This window comes from Lacticaseibacillus sharpeae JCM 1186 = DSM 20505, assembly GCF_001436225.1.
GTDB classification, from domain to species: Bacteria; Bacillota; Bacilli; order Lactobacillales; family Lactobacillaceae; genus Lacticaseibacillus; species Lacticaseibacillus sharpeae.
In genome coordinates this window covers 70,885-88,043 of the sequence record NZ_AYYO01000005.1, presented here as the reverse complement: position 1 = coordinate 88,043, position 17,159 = coordinate 70,885, and the positions used below count along the sequence as shown (strand labels likewise).

Annotated in this window: 17 protein-coding genes; 16 read left to right on the top strand and 1 reads right to left on the bottom strand. The window is 53.6% G+C overall.

Going from position 1 to position 17,159, the window contains the following annotated elements; genetic code table 11:
- Positions 1–27: 27 nt before the first annotated feature.
- The 8 genes from rsfS to FC18_RS01565 all read left to right on the top strand — a co-directional run bounded on the left by rsfS (position 28) and on the right by FC18_RS01565 (position 7,700).
- Complete coding sequence (gene rsfS, locus FC18_RS01600) at positions 28–390, top strand: ribosome silencing factor (RefSeq protein ID WP_054677587.1); 363 nt, start codon at positions 28–30, stop codon at positions 388–390.
- The gene (locus tag FC18_RS01595) at positions 387–1,136 is read left to right on the top strand and encodes a class I SAM-dependent DNA methyltransferase (RefSeq protein WP_056975351.1); all 750 of its coding nucleotides are present in this window, start codon (positions 387–389) and stop codon (positions 1,134–1,136) included. Before rsfS ends, FC18_RS01595 begins: the two co-directional genes overlap by 4 nt.
- A 15-nt stretch (positions 1,137–1,151) precedes the next feature.
- Positions 1,152–2,300 carry a nucleotidyltransferase gene (locus FC18_RS01590; RefSeq protein ID WP_054677585.1) on the top strand — a complete coding sequence of 383 codons (1,149 nt, stop codon included), beginning with the start codon at positions 1,152–1,154 and terminating at the stop codon, positions 2,298–2,300.
- Between the two features lie 25 nt (positions 2,301–2,325).
- Entirely contained in the window at positions 2,326–2,883 is a 558-nt protein-coding gene (locus FC18_RS01585) for a YceD family protein (protein WP_054677584.1), read from the top strand.
- A 103-nt stretch (positions 2,884–2,986) separates the two neighbouring features.
- Entirely contained in the window at positions 2,987–4,405 is a 1,419-nt protein-coding gene (gndA, locus tag FC18_RS01580) for an NADP-dependent phosphogluconate dehydrogenase (protein ID WP_054677582.1), read from the top strand.
- Between the two features lie 380 nt (positions 4,406–4,785).
- The gene (locus tag FC18_RS01575) at positions 4,786–5,472 is read left to right on the top strand and encodes a response regulator transcription factor (RefSeq protein WP_054677580.1); all 687 of its coding nucleotides are present in this window, start codon (positions 4,786–4,788) and stop codon (positions 5,470–5,472) included.
- Positions 5,472–7,049, top strand: coding sequence for a HAMP domain-containing sensor histidine kinase (locus tag FC18_RS01570; protein ID WP_056975350.1), 1,578 nt, complete (start codon positions 5,472–5,474; stop codon positions 7,047–7,049). Before FC18_RS01575 ends, FC18_RS01570 begins: the two co-directional genes overlap by 1 nt.
- Before the next feature lie 165 nt (positions 7,050–7,214).
- Entirely contained in the window at positions 7,215–7,700 is a 486-nt protein-coding gene (locus FC18_RS01565; RefSeq protein WP_056975349.1) for an HD domain-containing protein, read from the top strand.
- A gap of 98 nt (positions 7,701–7,798) precedes the next feature.
- Here the strand turns inward: FC18_RS01565 and FC18_RS01560 are convergent, their stop codons facing one another.
- Positions 7,799–8,557, bottom strand: coding sequence for a TrmH family RNA methyltransferase (locus FC18_RS01560; protein WP_054677579.1), 759 nt, complete (start codon positions 8,555–8,557; stop codon positions 7,799–7,801).
- Between the two features lie 225 nt (positions 8,558–8,782).
- Between FC18_RS01560 and FC18_RS01555 the strand changes: the two genes are divergently transcribed.
- The 8 genes from FC18_RS01555 (at position 8,783) to greA (ending at position 17,133) form a co-directional block, all read left to right on the top strand.
- On the top strand, positions 8,783–9,064 hold the full coding sequence (locus FC18_RS01555; RefSeq protein WP_054677577.1) for an acylphosphatase: 282 nt from the start codon (positions 8,783–8,785) through the stop codon (positions 9,062–9,064).
- An 88-nt stretch (positions 9,065–9,152) separates the two neighbouring features.
- Positions 9,153–10,190: a membrane protein insertase YidC gene (gene yidC / locus FC18_RS01550; protein ID WP_054677575.1), complete on the top strand. Its 1,038-nt coding sequence runs from the start codon at positions 9,153–9,155 to the stop codon at positions 10,188–10,190.
- Positions 10,191–10,403: 213 nt separating this feature from the next.
- Positions 10,404–10,757 carry a winged helix-turn-helix transcriptional regulator gene (locus FC18_RS01545; RefSeq protein ID WP_054677572.1) on the top strand — a complete coding sequence of 118 codons (354 nt, stop codon included), beginning with the start codon at positions 10,404–10,406 and terminating at the stop codon, positions 10,755–10,757.
- A gap of 315 nt (positions 10,758–11,072) precedes the next feature.
- Positions 11,073–12,119 (top strand): phenylalanine--tRNA ligase subunit alpha, encoded by a 1,047-nt coding sequence (gene pheS / locus FC18_RS01540; RefSeq protein ID WP_054677570.1) that lies wholly within the window; start codon positions 11,073–11,075, stop codon positions 12,117–12,119.
- A 6-nt stretch (positions 12,120–12,125) separates the two neighbouring features.
- A complete protein-coding gene (pheT, locus tag FC18_RS01535; protein ID WP_056975348.1) occupies positions 12,126–14,546 on the top strand; it encodes a phenylalanine--tRNA ligase subunit beta in 2,421 nt (806 codons plus the stop codon).
- 207 nt (positions 14,547–14,753) lie between these two features.
- Complete coding sequence (mltG, locus tag FC18_RS01530; protein WP_054677568.1) at positions 14,754–15,899, top strand: endolytic transglycosylase MltG; 1,146 nt, start codon at positions 14,754–14,756, stop codon at positions 15,897–15,899.
- Between the two features lie 12 nt (positions 15,900–15,911).
- The gene (gene udk, locus FC18_RS01525; RefSeq protein ID WP_054677566.1) at positions 15,912–16,553 is read left to right on the top strand and encodes a uridine kinase; all 642 of its coding nucleotides are present in this window, start codon (positions 15,912–15,914) and stop codon (positions 16,551–16,553) included.
- 106 nt (positions 16,554–16,659) lie between these two features.
- Entirely contained in the window at positions 16,660–17,133 is a 474-nt protein-coding gene (gene greA / locus FC18_RS01520) for a transcription elongation factor GreA (RefSeq protein ID WP_054677564.1), read from the top strand.
- Positions 17,134–17,159: the final 26 nt, after the last annotated feature.

The window sequence follows — 17,159 nt, the reverse complement described above, 5'->3', positions numbered from 1 at the left end:
ACTACACTTCCAGGAGGAAATTAATTAATGAGTTTATCAGTAAAAGCACTGCTCGAAACCGTTGTCCGGGCAGCAGATGACAAGCGCGCCGAAGATATCGTGGCCCTTGATATGAACGGTGTCAGCTTGCTGGCCGACTACTTTGTGGTTGCGAGCGGGAACACGGAACGCCAAGTCCAGGCCATCGTTGACGAAATCGACGATAAGGTTGAAGAAGCTGGCGGGACGGTTAAGTCCATCGAAGGCAAGAAGGGTTCCAAGTGGATTCTGATGGACCTTGGGGATGTTGTTGTGCACGTGTTCACCCCCGAAGAACGCGCAAATTACAAGTTGGAACAGTTTTGGCAGGACGCGCCAGAAGTGGACGTTTCTGAATGGATTAACGAATGATTTATTCAACCTTTGCGCAGGTTTACGACCAGTTAATGGATCAGGACCTGTACACGGATTGGCGGGATTATGTGCTTAAGCAGGTGCCGGCTAAGGGCCAGCGGCTGCTGGAACTGGCTGGCGGGTCCGGCAGTTTGGCTGTCCTGCTGCAAAATGCCGGGTTCAACGTGACGACTCTGGACCTTAGTGCCGAGATGTTGTCGATGGCGGCGGAAAAAATCAACCGGGCGGGTCTTGATATTCCACTGGTGCAAGCGGACATGCGCGATTTTGCTCAGCTGGGCGAATTCGACGTGGTGACGTGCTTTGACGATTCGATTTGCTACATGCCGAACTTAGCAGACATCAAAACGGTGTTCAGCGAAGTGAATGCCAGTTTGGTTCCCGGCGGCCGGTTCATGTTTGACGCGCACTCGTTGCACCAGATGGACGACATTTTCCCGGGGTACATGTATAACTACCAGACGGAAGATTACGCGTTTATCTGGAGTAGTTACGAAGGGGAAGTGCCGCATTCTGCCGAGCACGACTTGACCTTCTTTGTTTACCATGAAGATATCGATGCCTACAAACCACTGATTGAACAGCACAAGGAACGTACCTACCCCGTTGCGGACTTTGTGGCTGCCCTCACCCAGGCTGGGTTTGTGGACATTCAGGTATCCGCAGACTTCGGGCGCAGTGCAGTCGCTGACGACAGCACGCGCTGGTTCTTCAGTTGCGTTAAGAGTACCGTCAAGCAATAGGTTAGGGGCGATAACATGCGTAGTGTTGGGATGATTGCGGAGTTTAACCCCCTGCATAACGGTCACGTGCACGCGCTAAGTCTTGCCCGGCAGCAGGCGCATGCCGATGTGGTCGTGGTGGTAATGTCGGGTAACTATGTGCAGCGCGGCGAACCGGCCATTGTTGATAAGTGGACCCGCACGGACATGGCGCTGCATGCCGGAGCCGACGTGGTGGTTGAGCTGCCCGTGAATTTCGCGGTGCAGGCCGGCCAGCAGTTTGCTGAAGGCGGCATTGACCTGCTTAAAGGGCTGCGGGTGGATACGATTGCTTTTGGCACCGAAAATCCGGAACTGGACTTCAATGCCATTGCCGCCAAACGCATCGCGGCTGAAGCAAGCGGCAGTGGAGATTTTGCCGACTATACGCAGACCTACGCGAGTCAGTTGGCGGAGTTTTACGCGCACGAGGTGGGGATGAAACTCACCGCGCCGAACACGATGTTGGCGCTGGCGTATGCGGAGGCCAATCTGCGTGCGGGCAAACCCATGCAGTTATTGCCTATTCGCCGGGTGGGCGCCCAACACGATGCGGATGGAACCGACGCGGTCTTCAGCTCTGGTAGTGCACTGCGCAAAATGCTCAGTGCTGGTACTAGCATTCACGGACAAACTCCGGATTTTGCTGAACAGCTGCTGCTAAATAACGCCCACTTCAGCTGGCATGAAATCTGGCCGCTTCTGGCTTACCGCCTGCAAACCGCCACGCTTCCGGAACTGCGGACCATCGATCAGATGTCGGAGGGCCTGGAGTACCGGTTAGTGAAAGCGGCCCAGACCGCGGGCAATTTCGATGACTTCCTGCGTGCGGTGAAGTCCAAGCGTTACACCTACGCGCGACTGCGGCGTCTGGCCCTGGCAACGGTGCTGAACATGACCCAGGCGGAGGTTACGGCTGCGCGTGTGCGGCCCATCGCGCACGTACTGGGTTTCACGACTGCCGGCCAGGAGTTCTTGCACAGCATCAAGAAAACGGCGGGCGTGCCGATTATCACCAAAGTTAGTCACGACATGCTGGCGCCGACTGGACCGATGTATTTGACCCACCGCTGCGATGCGTTATATCGCAGCTTTACCGGCCGCGACCAGAACTTCGGGCGCAAACCGTTAATGTTACACAACTAGGTTTATCAACTAATGGAGGAATACCATGCTGAATTGGTCCACGACCAACTTGACGCAATATAACCATGAAGCATTCACCTTTGACGAAGAGGTGGATGTTAAAAAAGAACTAATGGAACGCAATCCTGACATCATCACGATGGGGAAGGTGCGTGCCCAGGGGAGCATCTTGTATTCCCGCGGTGACTTCACCGTGAACGGCCAAGTTTCGGCTTCCGTCACCTTGCCGTCAACGCGCAGTTTGACGCCAGTAGAGGTGCCCGTGCACTTCGAATTCACCGAAACTTACCTGACGCGTGCTGACCATGCGGACCAGTATGAAGACGATGACCTGCTCATTTTGCTGAAGGATGACCGGCTGGATTTGATGCCCGCCGTGAAGGACAACGTTCTGCTCGGCCTGCCCCTGCGCGTACTGACACCAGCTGAGGAAGCGGCAACTGAATTACCCCACGGCGATAACTGGGCCCTGATTTCTGAAGAAGAAGCAGCACCATTACCACCAGAAGAACGCGCCGACAATCCGTTTGCCGGCCTGCAGGGATTATTTGACGAAAATAATGCTGACGGGGACAAAAAATAAGGTTAGTCTTTGGCAACCGCCCTCGTTTCTGCTAGGATAAAGTAGAATGAACGGGAAACCGTGCGTCCCACCGAACATAAAAAGTTATGGAGGAATCATTACAATGGACAAACCACAAATTGGTGTTGTCGGAATGGCCGTCATGGGGAAGAACTTGGCACTCAACATTGAGAGCCGGGGCTTCACCGTGGCTATTTACAACCGCACCGCATCGAAGACGGAAACTGTGGCTAAGGAACACGCGGACAAGAAGCTTGTACCTTCCTACACAATTGAAGACTTTGTGAAGTCACTCGAAAAGCCCCGCCGGATCATCATGATGGTCAAGGCTGGTGCCGGGACCGATGCTGTGATTGCGCAGTTGCTGCCACTGCTCGACAAGGGCGACGTGCTCATCGACGGTGGGAACACCTTCTTTGAAGACACCATGCGTCGGAATGCGGAACTGGACAAGTCCGGCATTAACTTCATCGGGATGGGTGTTTCCGGTGGTGAACTTGGTGCGCTGGAAGGACCTTCCATGATGCCAGGTGGTCAGAAGGAAGCTTACGATCTGGTTGCACCAATCTTGGAAAAGATGGCTGCTAAGGCTGAAGACGGTGAACCATGTGTCACCTACATCGGCCCAAACGGTGCTGGTCACTACGTCAAGATGGTCCACAACGGGATCGAATACGGCGACATGGAACTGATTTCCGAAAGCTACAACTTGCTGCGGAACTTGGTTGGTCTGTCTGTTGACGAAATCGCCGCAATCTTCAACGACTGGAAGCAGGGCGAACTTAGCTCTTACCTGATTGATATCACTGCTGATATCTTGACGCGTAAGGACGACCTGGGCTCCGATAAGCCAATCGTTGACGTTATCATGGACGCTGCGGGCAACAAGGGTACCGGTAAGTGGAGTTCCCAGTCCGCGCTGGAACTCGGTGTACCGCAGTCAGTCATCACCGAATCCGTGTACGCACGGTACATCTCCGCGATGAAGGACGAACGTGTTGCTGCCAGCAAGGTGCTGCCTAAGCCAGTCGGCAAGGTCGAATTCGACAAGGACACTGTCGTTGAAATGATTCGCAAGGCCCTCTACTTCTCCAAGCTGATGAGTTACGCTCAGGGCTTCGAACAGATGCGTGTTGCCAGCGAACACTATGACTGGAACCTCCAGTACGGCGAACTCGCTAAGATTTGGCGTGAAGGGTGCATCATCCGCGCGAAGTTCCTCCAGAACATCACGGATGCGTTCGAAAAGCAGCCTGACCTGTCCAACCTGCTCCTTGATGACTACTTCAAGGACATCGCCCGTAACTACCAGGAAGCTGTCCGCGACCTGGTTGGCCTCGCAGTTAAGGCTGGCGTGCCTGTACCTGGTTTCTCTGGCGCGATTTCTTACTACGACAGCTACCGCAGCGAAGTTTTGCCCGCTAACCTGATTCAGGCCCAGCGCGATTACTTCGGTGCACACACCTACGCACGTACGGACCGGGAAGGTATCTTCCACTACAGCTGGTACGATGAACAGTAGAATTTAACCTAATCCTAAACAGTTCTGCCGCGCCCCAATCTGGGCCTGGCAGAACTGTTTTTGTCTGCGTGGGGGAAAGCGCCGGTAAAGCGACAATTTTCCGTTTCTGTCGGCGGTAATTACCGGCGATGTAATATAAAAATTGTTCCGAAAAATCCACGAACAGTAGGATTTTAGCGCCCCGATTTTGGCTTACCCGGCGATGATGCGTGGCCGTTTCTAATTCTCATAAAGCATTCGTGGTGCGGGTTGCGGTAGTCATTTATGAGAAAATGTGATATTCTTTACAGGAACGACACGCTGGGTCTGTTTTGGTGTGCCGGGGATAGATAATATTGCACGAAAAAATAAATGGGTATTCTAAGGAGAGTTAATCGGTAATGAGCAAAATTTTGATTATTGAAGACGAAAAGAACTTGGCACGGTTTGTGGAACTAGAATTGAAGCACGAAGGCGACGAAACCGCAGTGTACATGAACGGTCGCGCGGGGCTCGACGCTGCCTTGAACGAAGACTGGGACGCAATTCTGCTGGACCTGATGCTGCCAGATCTGAACGGGCTTGAGATTTGCCGCCGTGTTCGGCAGGTGAAGAACACCCCAATTATCATGATGACGGCACGCGACTCCGTTATCGACCGTGTTTCCGGCTTGGACCACGGTGCTGATGACTACATCGTTAAGCCATTTGCGATTGAAGAATTGCTGGCTCGCCTCCGTGCATTGCTCCGGCGTGTGCACTCTATGGACGAATCCAACAAGGCTAAGCAGACGACCATCAAGTACCGCGACCTGGTCATCGAAAAGGAAAACCGCATTGTGCGCCGTGGCGATGACATCATCGAACTCACCAAGCGTGAATATGAACTGCTCCTGACCTTGATGGAGAACATCAACGTGGTTCTCGCCCGCGACGTGCTTCTCAGCAAGGTCTGGGGTTACAACTCCGACGTTGAAACCAATGTTGTTGATGTGTACGTTCGTTACATCCGGAACAAGATTGACCGTCCCGGTGAACAGAGCTACATCCAGACCGTTCGGGGTACGGGCTACGTTATGCGCTCCTAATGAGCGAGTCTGACAAAGTTCAACCAAAACCAAAGCGATTCGTTTCGCTGCGGTGGACGTGGGCGGCAACGGTTGGTTTCGGGATTTTTCTAACCTTTCTCGTTTTTTCGCTCGTTATTTATGGAGTAATGCGTCAAACGTTAGCGGAAAGCGAACGGTCAACAGTCGTTGATACGGTTAACGCGGTCCGGTCCCGGCTTACCCCAGTTGCGGACAACCTGACACCAGCTTCAGTGCGCCCACGCCTTGATGCAACACTTGGGACGACAATCACCCAAGAAGCACCCGCGATGAAGGGCAAAAACTCGATTTTTGCTGATTCGATGATTGAAAAAATGTCGCGTGAGGATATTACCGTCACGATTTTTGACAAATCGGGCAAGATGGTCTTCAACTCGCGCGGAACGCACCAACCACTGCACAAGACCACCGCGTTTGCCGTCAAAAACGAGCGGAATGGCAAGTTTGACGGCATGGTGGGCCGGGAAGCCATCATTTCGGACCACACCGGCCACCGAATTGGCTATGTGCAGGTGGCCAACGCCATGACGAACTTCCACGCGACGATGGCCCGCATCACCCACACAATCTACGCGGTGGCGATTGCGGCGCTCATCATCTCGTTTGCCCTCGGGTTCTGGATGGCGTCTCGCTTCTTGCGGCCGATTAAGCGCATCACGACCACGATTGACTTGGTGAACAGTGAACCCCAAAGCGACGTGCGGATTGAACAGATTAATTCCAATGACGAAATGAGTCATCTGATTAACGAGTTCAACGCCATGCTCGACCGGATTCAGCGGTTCATCGATCAGCAGACCGATTTCGTGGGCGATGTTTCCCACGAACTGCGTACGCCAGTTGCCGTGCTTGAGGGTCACCTGAAGCTGCTCAACCGGTGGGGGAAGGATGATCCGGAAGTGCTCGATGAATCACTAGCCGCCTCCCTGCAAGAAACGCAGCGGATGAAGAGCCTGATTCAAGAGATGCTGGATCTGACCCGCGCGGACCAGGTGGACACGATGTACGCCGGTTCCGTGGTGGAAGTGCAACAATTAGCGCACCAAGTGGTCAGTGATATGAGCATGATTCACCCTGACTTCAACATTACCCTGGAAGATGAACTGGACGGCCCATCGTGGGTTAAGATGTACCGGAACCATCTGGAACAGGTGATGATTATCCTGATTGATAACGCCGTGAAGTATTCTAAGGACCGCAAAGAAATTCACGTTTCGCTCGGGAATAATGAAGTCGAAGTTAGCCTGGCAATTCAGGACTTCGGTGAAGGGATTAGCCCCGAAAACATGAGCCGCGTCTTCGGCCGCTTCTACCGGGTCGACAAGGCCCGGAGCCGGGAAAAGGGCGGTAATGGCCTGGGTCTGGCGATTGCCAAGCAGTTAATCGACGGTTACCACGGGGAAATCAGTGTTGATTCCTCACTAGGTTACGGTTCGATTTTCCGTATTAACCTGCCGCGTATCACCGCGGAAAAGGCGCAGGAACTCATGGACGGCGCGGAGCCTGAGTCTGCGGAAAGCGCAATTGCGGACGACATTGAACATTCCAATCTCTAGCGCAAGCACCCTCGCAGCCGGTTTCGGCCGCGGGGGTGTTTTTGCCTAAATGTTACGTTTCTCTTACAAAAAATTAGGACCGCGCTTTTCATGCGTAGACCTGTTACAATAGCGGCAAATGAATTAATTGACGGTTAACGTCAGGACATTTCTGGAGGGCATTGAATGGAAAAATATCGGCAGTGGGAAACAGACACGCAGTACCGGGCATTGATCGACGACTTGCTGGCCACGCCTGAAGTGCAGCACCTTGCTGACTTCACGCAACACCACAGTGGTACCCGCTTGGAGCACTCCATTCGTGTGTCTTATACCAGCTACCTGATTGCCAAGAAGTTGCACCTGAACGTGCGGGCAACCGCGCGTGCCGGTCTGCTGCACGATTTGTTCTACTATGACTGGCGCGTCACCAAGTTTGACCTTGGCACCCACGCGTACGTGCACCCACGGATTGCGTTGCACAACGCTGAACACCTTACCGACTTGAACAAAGTTGAGCGGGACATCATCATCAAGCACATGTGGGGTGCGACTTTGGCGCTGCCCCGGTATGCCGAGAGTTACATTGTTTCGTTGGTCGATGATTACGCCGCCGTCGCCGAATTCGCGCACCCGTACCGCCAGAAGTTACTCAAACTAATTGAAGACTAAATCTACAGGACAGACCGTAAGCGGCCTGTCTTTTTTTTGCGGTGGCGCAAAAAAAGCCCCTGTGCGCACGCAGCGGACAGGGGCGATTGGTGCATTAATTAGCCAAGCAGGTGGAACAGGACAACCCCGGCAGCAACCCCAACATTGAGGGATTCTGCGCGGCCACGCATTGGGATGTAGACGTTGACATCAGTCTTCGCGAGCAGTTCTGGCCGCATACCGTTACCTTCGTTGCCCATAATGAGGGCAAACTGGTCGGTTTTAGCAATGGCGCTGTAGGACTTGGCCCGATCGTTCAGCTCCGTCCCGTAGACAGGAACACCAGCGCGTTGCAGCTGCCCCGTCAGCTTGTTCAAGTCTTCGCTGACAACGTTGATGTGGAACTGGCTGCCCTGCATTGCCCGCAGCACTTTAGGGGAGAATGCATCAGCGGTCTGTTTCCCTAAGACCACGGTGCCTACGCCCGCAGCGTCGGCAGTCCGGACCAAGGTCCCGACGTTACCGGGGTCCTGGATGGCATCTAGCAATAAGAAACTACCAGCGAGGGGCTGAGGCAAACTGTTGTGGGGCAGGGGCAAAACGGCGAACATGCCCTGCGGTGTGGGGGTCGCACTCAGGTGTTCCGCGACATCCTTAGACACCATGACCAACTTGTTGTAGAATGGCCGCAACTCGCGGTCATTTTCGTACTTGTCCGTGATGTAGATGACATCTGGTTCAACGCCGGCATTCAGGGCTTCGTGAACCAGGTGGGGACCTTCGAGCAGGTACCGATCGTAGTCCTTCTGGTATTTTTTCACGGTCAGCTTCTTGGCCAACTTGATGTGATCATTTTTTGGTGAATTGATTTTTTCCATAATGTGTGGGGGGAAACCCCCGCCTCCTATTTCGACTTAGAGCGATAACTTCCGCCACCAAGTATAGCATAGCTGGGTGAAAAACTTCATTGCTTGGGCCGAATTGCGGTAGAATGGTAAGTATAAAGTTAGCGGTTTCGGCGCATTGTCCTTGCCGGGACCGCTGGCAAAATCTCGGGTTACCGGTTGCAGTTTTTGACCGGGACCGAATAGTGGAGGTACATCATGGCAGAAGAGGCATTGAAAATTCGGGTGACCGGCCGGGTTCAGGGCGTCGGTTTCAGGTGGTCGACCAAGGCCGTTGCCGATCAACTGCATATTCGCGGGGACGTAGCCAATCAGGCGGACGGGTCGGTGATTATTCACGCAGTTGCTGACCACGCGGCGATGACGGCATTCGCGCAAACCATCAAGCAGGGGCCAAATAAATTCGTCCAGGTTTCCACGTATGAGGCGACACCACTGGCCTCGACGCCAAAATATGACGGGTTTGCAGTTGTGGGTTGATAGAACCCTGCCCTTATCGTATAGTTATAAGCAACAAACTCCACGGCAATAGCCTAATTTTTGGGGACTAAAGGAACGATATTTTTCAATGAAGAAATTACGACGCACAGGGACGTTCGGTGCTCTGGGCTTAATGGCACTGTTACTCACGGCTTGCACCAACAAGAACACGTACAAGATTATTCCCCACGGTTTTCCGTTTGGGACCTTCTATAAGTACATTAGTGTGCCGATTCAGCACCTGCTTGAATGGATTTCGACCCAGTTAGGTGGGAATGGCTACGGGCTGGCCATCTTGGCAATCACCCTGGTTGTTCGGCTTGTGCTGATGCCAAGCATGCTCAAGCAGCAGCGCAACATGACCATCCAGCAGGAAAAGGCGAAGGTCTTGAAGCCACAGCTTGCTTTGCTGCAAAAAGCGGCGAAGATGACTAAGGACCAGAACGAAAGCATGCGGATCAATGGTCTGATGCAGGACGTGTACAAGCAAAACGGTAGCAGCATGATGCCATCAATGGGCTGCCTCACGCTGCTGATTCAGATTCCAATCTTCAGTGGTCTGTATCAAGCCGTGGCCTACTCACCAGAGATTTCGAAGAGTGTGTTCTTTGGCATTCAGCTGGGGAACCCGAACTTCTGGCTCACCATGATTGCGTCCGCTCTGTATGCGGTGCAGAGTCTCATGACCCTGATCACCGCACCAGAAGAACAGCGCAAGACCATGAGCACGATGGTGGTCTTCTCACCAATGATGACCTTCTTCATTAGTGTGGCGGCGCCAGCAGGGCTCACGCTATACTTCTTCGGGACCGGGCTGATTATGGTGCTGCAGCAGGCAATCCTCACGTTCGGGATTATTCCATCCATCCGCAAGCGGTTGGATGCGGAATACGCCAAGAAGCCACCAGTTGAAGTGGTCACGCCAGCGATGTTTGACGAAGACGGCCGCATCAACGACCTGGCACCAATGCCAGCTAGCTTTGCTGCGATGCAGGGCCTGCGTGGCGGCAGTGATGATGGCGATAACGCCAGCACGCCGGGAGCGCCAACTGCGACCCACACGACCGTGGGCGACGCGGAAGCCGCATTGCGCGCACGCAATGCGGGCAAACAAAAGCGCGAATAACATTTGCCGCGTGATGGGGAAGCAGAATTGCAATTAATTGCGATTCTACTTCCTTTTTGTTTGCAAAGTTCGTGAAGAGCGGTATACTAATGTAAAGTCACTATCAAAACGTAAGCAGATTTCACGCTGCCGGGGCGGCAATTGCCGTTCTCGTGCGTCCTTCTGCCCAATCACATCGTTGTTGAGCGTATGTAGCGAGAGAGGAAAATTATTATGCAAACCGTAGCTAAACCTTGTACTAAAAACGAACGTGGGATTTGCCCGCACTTCCAGAAGACCTTCACTATCTTGGGTAAGAAGTGGAATGGCCTGATCTTGGACGTGCTGCTTAACGGTCCCCAGCGCTTCAAGGACATCGCGGGTGCAGTTACCAAGTGTTCCGACCGCGTCCTCGTTGAACGGCTCAAGGAACTCGAAGGTGAAGGCCTGGTTGAACGCTTGACCCACACCGATTCCGCACTGATTGAATACCGCCTGACACCAAAGGGTGAGGGACTGTCTGACGTTCTGGCCAGCGCACACGCTTGGGGCGATGTTTGGCTTTCTGATGAGGAATGTGTTGACTAGTCAGGCTCTTGCGACTATGCTGGTTACAGATAAGTTTTAACAGCGTTGAAGAAAACGCAGGTATGCACCGCCTCAAGGAAGTGGCGTTCGTCGACTGGAAGACGCCTAGGTAGCAAGTACCCGTATTCATTTTCTGAGCTGATTCCGTTAGCACATGCGGCGGAGTCCGGTTGCGGCCGTTATCCGCCTAATGAAGTGTGCTTTTAGCAAACTAGGGTGGTACCGCGGCAACAAGTTCGTCCCTAATCGTCAATTTGGCGATTAGGGATTTTTTTATGGGCAAAATACCCCATGTGGGTGTGGAAAGGAATTGCAATGAGTTTACAAGATCGGCTGCTTGCGCTTAAGCAGGAAAATCAGCAGCGCATTGAAGATGCAAAAGAACTGGGTGACCTCGACAAAATTCGGGTTAACTTGCTCGGGAAGAAGGGGCCCATCACGGAAGTTCTGCGCGGGATGCGGGACCTCGAGGCTAGTGAACGCCCTAAGGTGGGGGCATTTGCCAACGCCATCCGCGATGAACTGAAGACGGCCATTGATGTGCAGCGCAAGGCTTTGGAACAAGAAGCCATCGCTAACAAATTGGCCAAGGAGACCATCGACGTGACGCTGCCCGGTGCGCCTGTCCGTCAGGGTACGCCACATATTCTGCAGCAGACGATCGATGATTTGGAAGACTTCTTCATGGGGATGGGTTACCAGGTGGTCGACGGCTACGAAGTCGAAGAAGACCACTATAACTTCGAAATGCTGAACATTCCGGCTGACCACCCGGCCCGCGACATGCAGGATACTTTCTACATCGACCAGGAGCTGTTGCTGCGGACGCAGACTTCTGCCAGCCAGGCGCGGACACTTGAACGCCACGACTTCAGTAAGGGCCCACTCAAGATGGTTAGCCCCGGCCGCGTATACCGGCGCGACAACGATGACGCGACCCACAGCCACCAGTTCCACCAGATGGAAGGTCTCGTCATCGACAAGCACATCACAATGGGCGACCTCAAGGGGACGCTGCTGGCCATGGCCCAGCACGTGCTCGGTGCCGACCGGAAGATTCGCCTGCGTCCATCCTACTTCCCATTCACGGAACCTAGTGTTGAAGTTGATATTTCCTGCTTCAAGTGTGGCGGGACCGGCTGTGCTGTCTGCAAGCAGAGCGGCTGGATTGAAGTGCTTGGGGCCGGCATGGTGCACCCGAACGTTCTGATCGCGGCGGGCGTTGACCCTGAAGTATACGGTGGGTTCGCATTCGGGGTCGGCCCAGACCGACTGGCAATGCTGAAGTACGGGGTCGATGACATCCGCAGCTTCTACACCGACGACGTACGCTTCCTTGAACAGTTCCAGACGGAGGGCTAAGTAACAATGGAAATTTCATATAACTGGTTAAAAGAATTAGTGGACGTGCCCGCAACGCCTGAAGAATTGGGCGACAAGGTATCCCGGACCGGGATTGAAGTGCCCGGCATTGTTTACCCCGACGCTGGCCTCAAGAACATTCTGGTGGGGAAGGTTCTGAGTGTGAAGAAGCACCCAGATTCAGACCACCTGCGCATCACGATGGTTGATGTGGGCGAAGATGAACCCCGCCAGATTGTCTGTGGCGCGCCGAACGTTGCGGCTGGTCAGACCGTAATCGTAGCTATGCCTGGTGCCCGCATCAAGGATAACGTCAAGATTAAGAAGGGGAAGATTCGCGGCGAGATCAGCAACGGTATGCTCTGCGCCCTGCAAGAAATCGGCTTTAGCGACAGCATTGCGCCAAAGAAGTACAGCGACGGAATTTACGTCTTCGCCGATGAACTGAAGCCTGGTACCGATGCACTGGCAGCACTCGGCATGCACGACGCCATCTTGGACTTCGACATCACGCCTAACCGGGCAGACACGCTGGGGATGCGTGGGGCGGCCTGGGAAGTCGGTGCCACGTACGGCAACAAGCCGCACTTCGACGACAAGCACGTTGTTGAAGGTGATACCGACGCCAACAGCCTGCTGAGTGTCACCGTTGATGACAAGGAAGACGCGCCTAGTTACAACCTGCGCGTGGTTCAGAACGTTAAGATTCAGGAGAGCCCACTTTGGATGCAGAAGAGGCTGTGGGCTGCTGGGATTCGGCCACTGAACAACATTGTCGACATCACCAACTACATCATGATTTACTTCGGTCAGCCCATGCACGCCTTCGACTACGACAAGGTTGCTGGCCACAAGGTTACCGTCCGCCGGGCCCACGCGGGGGAAAACCTGACGACTCTGGACGGGAATGACCACGAACTGGTCCGCGATGACATCGTGATTGCGGACAGCGACAAGGCAATTGCCCTGGCCGGGGTGATGGGCGGTCTGAACTCCGAAATCACTGAAGACACGACTTCCGTTGTCTTTGAATCTGCCTTCTTCAACCACCGCAACATCCGCAAGACTGCGCAGCGGTACAACCTGCGCAGCCAGGCTTCCATCCGCTTCGAACGTGGTATCGACCAGTCCAGCATTGGGCTGGCACTGGACACCGCCGCACAGCTGGCCACCGAACTTGGTGGTGCGGAAGTGGCTAAGGGCGTGCTCACTGCCACTAGTGTCAGCGGCGCCCCAACCGTGATTGACATTAAGCTCAGCCGGATCAACCACGTGCTCGGAACCGTGCTTACTGCTGCTGAGGTGAGTGAGTTGTTCGACCGGCTTGGCTTTGCCACCACGGCCAAGGAAGATGGCGACACCACCTTCACCGTGTCTGTACCTGCCCGGCGCTGGGATATCAGCATCGTGCCGGACCTGATTGAAGAAATCGCACGGCTGTATGGCTACGACAACTTGCCAAGCACGCTGCCAGAATCCACGCTCACCATCGGGACGTTGACCCCCGTGCAAAAGCGGATTCGGCGTTCCCGCACGCTTCTTGAAGGTGCCGGTCTCGATCAGGCCATGACGTATGCACTGCGTGGTCCCCACGATAACGAACACTTTGGCCTCGAGCAAAGTGCCCGCACCGGTCTGGCAATGCCGATGACGGTTGACCACCAGGACTTGCGCCAGAACATGGTTATGGGCCTGCTTGATGCCGTCCGGTACAACGTCAAGCGCGGGGAAGTGGACGTTGCCCTCTACGAACAGGGCCGGACATTCATTCGTCAGGCGGACAAGAAGCGGCCTGCAGAGCACGAATACCTTGCGGGTGTGCTCACTGGCAATCTCGTGCCAAGTAACTGGCAGCACGGCGCCAAGAAGGTCGACTTCTTCACCGTGAAGGGGATTGTTGAAGAGTTGCTCAACGACTTCAACCTGAGTGCGGATGTGACCTTCGCGGCAACTGACTTAGATTCCGCAATGCACCCAGGCCAGAGTGCCTCCATCTACGTTGCTGGTCAGCGTGTGGGCCTGCTGGGCCGCTTGCACCCGGCATACGAGGCTGCAAACGACTTGCCAGAAACCTACGTCTTCGAACTGAACCTCGAACCACTCTTTGTGGCTGAGAGTGGCGACAAGACGGCGGTGCCTGCACCTAAGTTCCCAGGGATGTCCCGTGATATCGCCATCCTGATTTCTGATCAGGTCACAAATGACGAAATCGTGAACGTCATCAAGTCTGTTGGGGGCAAATACCTGCAAAGCGTCACCCTGTTTGACGTGTACACCGGCAACAAGCTGCCTGCCCACACCAAGAGTCTGGCATACAGCTTGAGCTACTTGAACAAGGAAGCAACCCTGACTGAAGATACCGTTGAAGCGGCATTTGGTGACGTCAAGGAAGCACTGCAAACCAAACTGAACGCGCAGATTCGTTAAGCCTCTGTGCGGTAAAAATCTTGTCCCCGTTCGTGGGGCAAGATTTTTTGCTATGAACGGAAGGGTCGGCGGCGATAAAACTATTGGTGCATCCGTAAAATGCGCTTAAGAATCGGCTCCGGAGCCGTTAAGCCGGTCACGCGGTATAGATTAGTAATTCGGGCTGTGTTAAAATACTTAAGAATGTGACGCAATGGGGGTTTTACGGTGGCAGACAATAAGAACGATGCAAACGGGCAGGATAAGCAGTCCGTACGCGAACTCCAAGGTGCAGTGACCAAGCGCATTGTGTGGTGGATTGTTGGCATTATTCTCACGCTCCTCGTGGTCGTAATCTTTATGGGTTACCGCTACGTGAAGACGGCGATGGGACCAGTCGACAGTAGTTCCACCACGCAGGTAACTGTGGAGATTCCTAGTGGTTCGACCAATAAACAAATCGCCGCAATTCTTGCCGACAAAAAAGTCATCAAGAGTGCGATGGTGTTTGATTACTACATCAAATCACACAACCTGACTGGGTTTCAGGCGGGTGCCTACACACTGAAGCGCTCAATGACGCTGGCAGAAGTGATTGATACCATGCGGACGGACGCGGCGGGGGCAAAACCTGTGGCCCACGTGCTTGTTCGCGAAGGGATTGGCATCGACGAGATTGCCAAGTCCATGAAGAGCTACACTAAGAAGGATCCGAACCTGACGAAGAAGTCATTTATGGCGGCCGTTAAGAGTAAGAGCCTGTTCAAGGAACTGAAGAAGAAGTACCCGAAGCTGCTTGCTAGTGCGGTTAAGGCCAAGGGTGTGCGGTACCGCCTAGAAGGTTACCTGTTCCCCGCAACTTACGATGTGTCCAAGAACATGAGTGCCGAACAGCTGGTTGCCGAAATGGTCGAGAAGACGGACGCCACGCTGAGTCCGTACTACAAGACCATGGAAGACAAGAACGTTACCGTCCAGGAAGTCCTCACGCTCGCCTCACTGGTTGAACGTGAAGGGGTGACGGCCACGAGCCGCCGGATGATTGCTGGGGTCTTCTTGAACCGTATCAACCAGGGAATGGCACTTCAGTCTGACCTGACTGTGATGTACGCACTCAAGACGCACAAGACGCACCTGAGTCTGAAGGACTTGCAGGTTAAGTCACCGTACAACTTGTACAAGCACACTGGTTTTGGCCCCGGGCCATACAACCAGCCGAGCTTGCAGTCCGTGCAGGCGGTGTTGAACCCTGCTGAACGGGACCGCGGCTACCTGTACTTCGTGGCCAACTTGAAGACCGGGAAGATTCTGTACGCACAAACCTTGTCAGAACACAATGCAAACAAGGCTGCCATTGGCGACGACAACAATTAGAAGGACTATATCTTGACTGAATTACAGAAACCAATTGTAATTGGGATTACCGGGGGTTCTGCTTCCGGGAAGACAACGGTTGCCCACGCCATATTTGAACACTTCTCCAAAAACAGTTCCATCATGCTTCTGGAACAAGATTCATACTATAAGGCGAGCGACTTGCCATTTGCCCAACGGAAACTGATTAATTATGATCACCCGCTGGCTTTCGACACGGAACTGCTCATCAGCGATTTGAAAAAATTGCTGCGGCGGGAATCCATCGACAAGCCAGTTTACGATTACACCATTCATAACCGTAGTGAAGAAACAGTCCACGTTGAACCTAAGGACGTCATCATTCTGGAAGGCATTTTGATTCTGGATGATGAAGAATTGCGTAACTTAATGGACATCAAGGTTTTCGTCGATACTGATGACGACATTCGCGTGATTCGCCGAATTCAGCGGGACATGATTGAGCGGGGCCGGTCGCTGGAGAACATCATTCAGCAGTACCGCGCGACCGTGAAGCCGATGTACCACGAATTCATCGAACCGACGAAGCGTTACGCCGACCTCATTGTGCCCGAAGGCGGCGAGAACCAGGTGGCCATTGATTTGCTGGCAACCAAAATTCAAGCCATTTTGAATGACCGTGGTTTAGCTTAACCGCGGGTAGAAGAGCAAACTCCGCTGGGGTTTGCTCTTCCTGCATAGTACCACCCAATATTGATTAAATAATAAACTGGATTGACCAGACGAAAGGATTTTTAACATGGCAGAAAAGACATACCCAATGACCGCAGAAGGTAAGGAAAAGCTCGAAAAGGAACTGGAGAACATGAAGCTCGTGAAGCGGCCAGAAGTAATTGACCGCATCAAGATTGCCCGTTCCTTCGGTGACCTGTCCGAAAACTCCGAATACGAAAGTGCGAAGGATGAACAGTCCAACTTGGAAAGCCGCATCGTGCAGGTGGAAAACATGCTGCGCTACGCCGAAATCATCGACAGTGACGCGATTGCACCAGATGAAGTTGCCGTTGGCCGCACCGTGACCTTCCTTGAAGACGGTGAAGACGAAGCCGAATCTTACCAGATTGTTGGTGCCGCCGAAGCTGATCCTTTTGCTGGTAAAATTAGTAACGAATCCCCAATTGCCGAAGCCTTGATTGGTAAGCACATCGGCGACCAGGTTTCCATCCAGACCCCAGGCGGGACGATGGACGTCAAGATTACCGAAGTCAAATAATACGCGATGTGAAGCCGGCCAGTGTG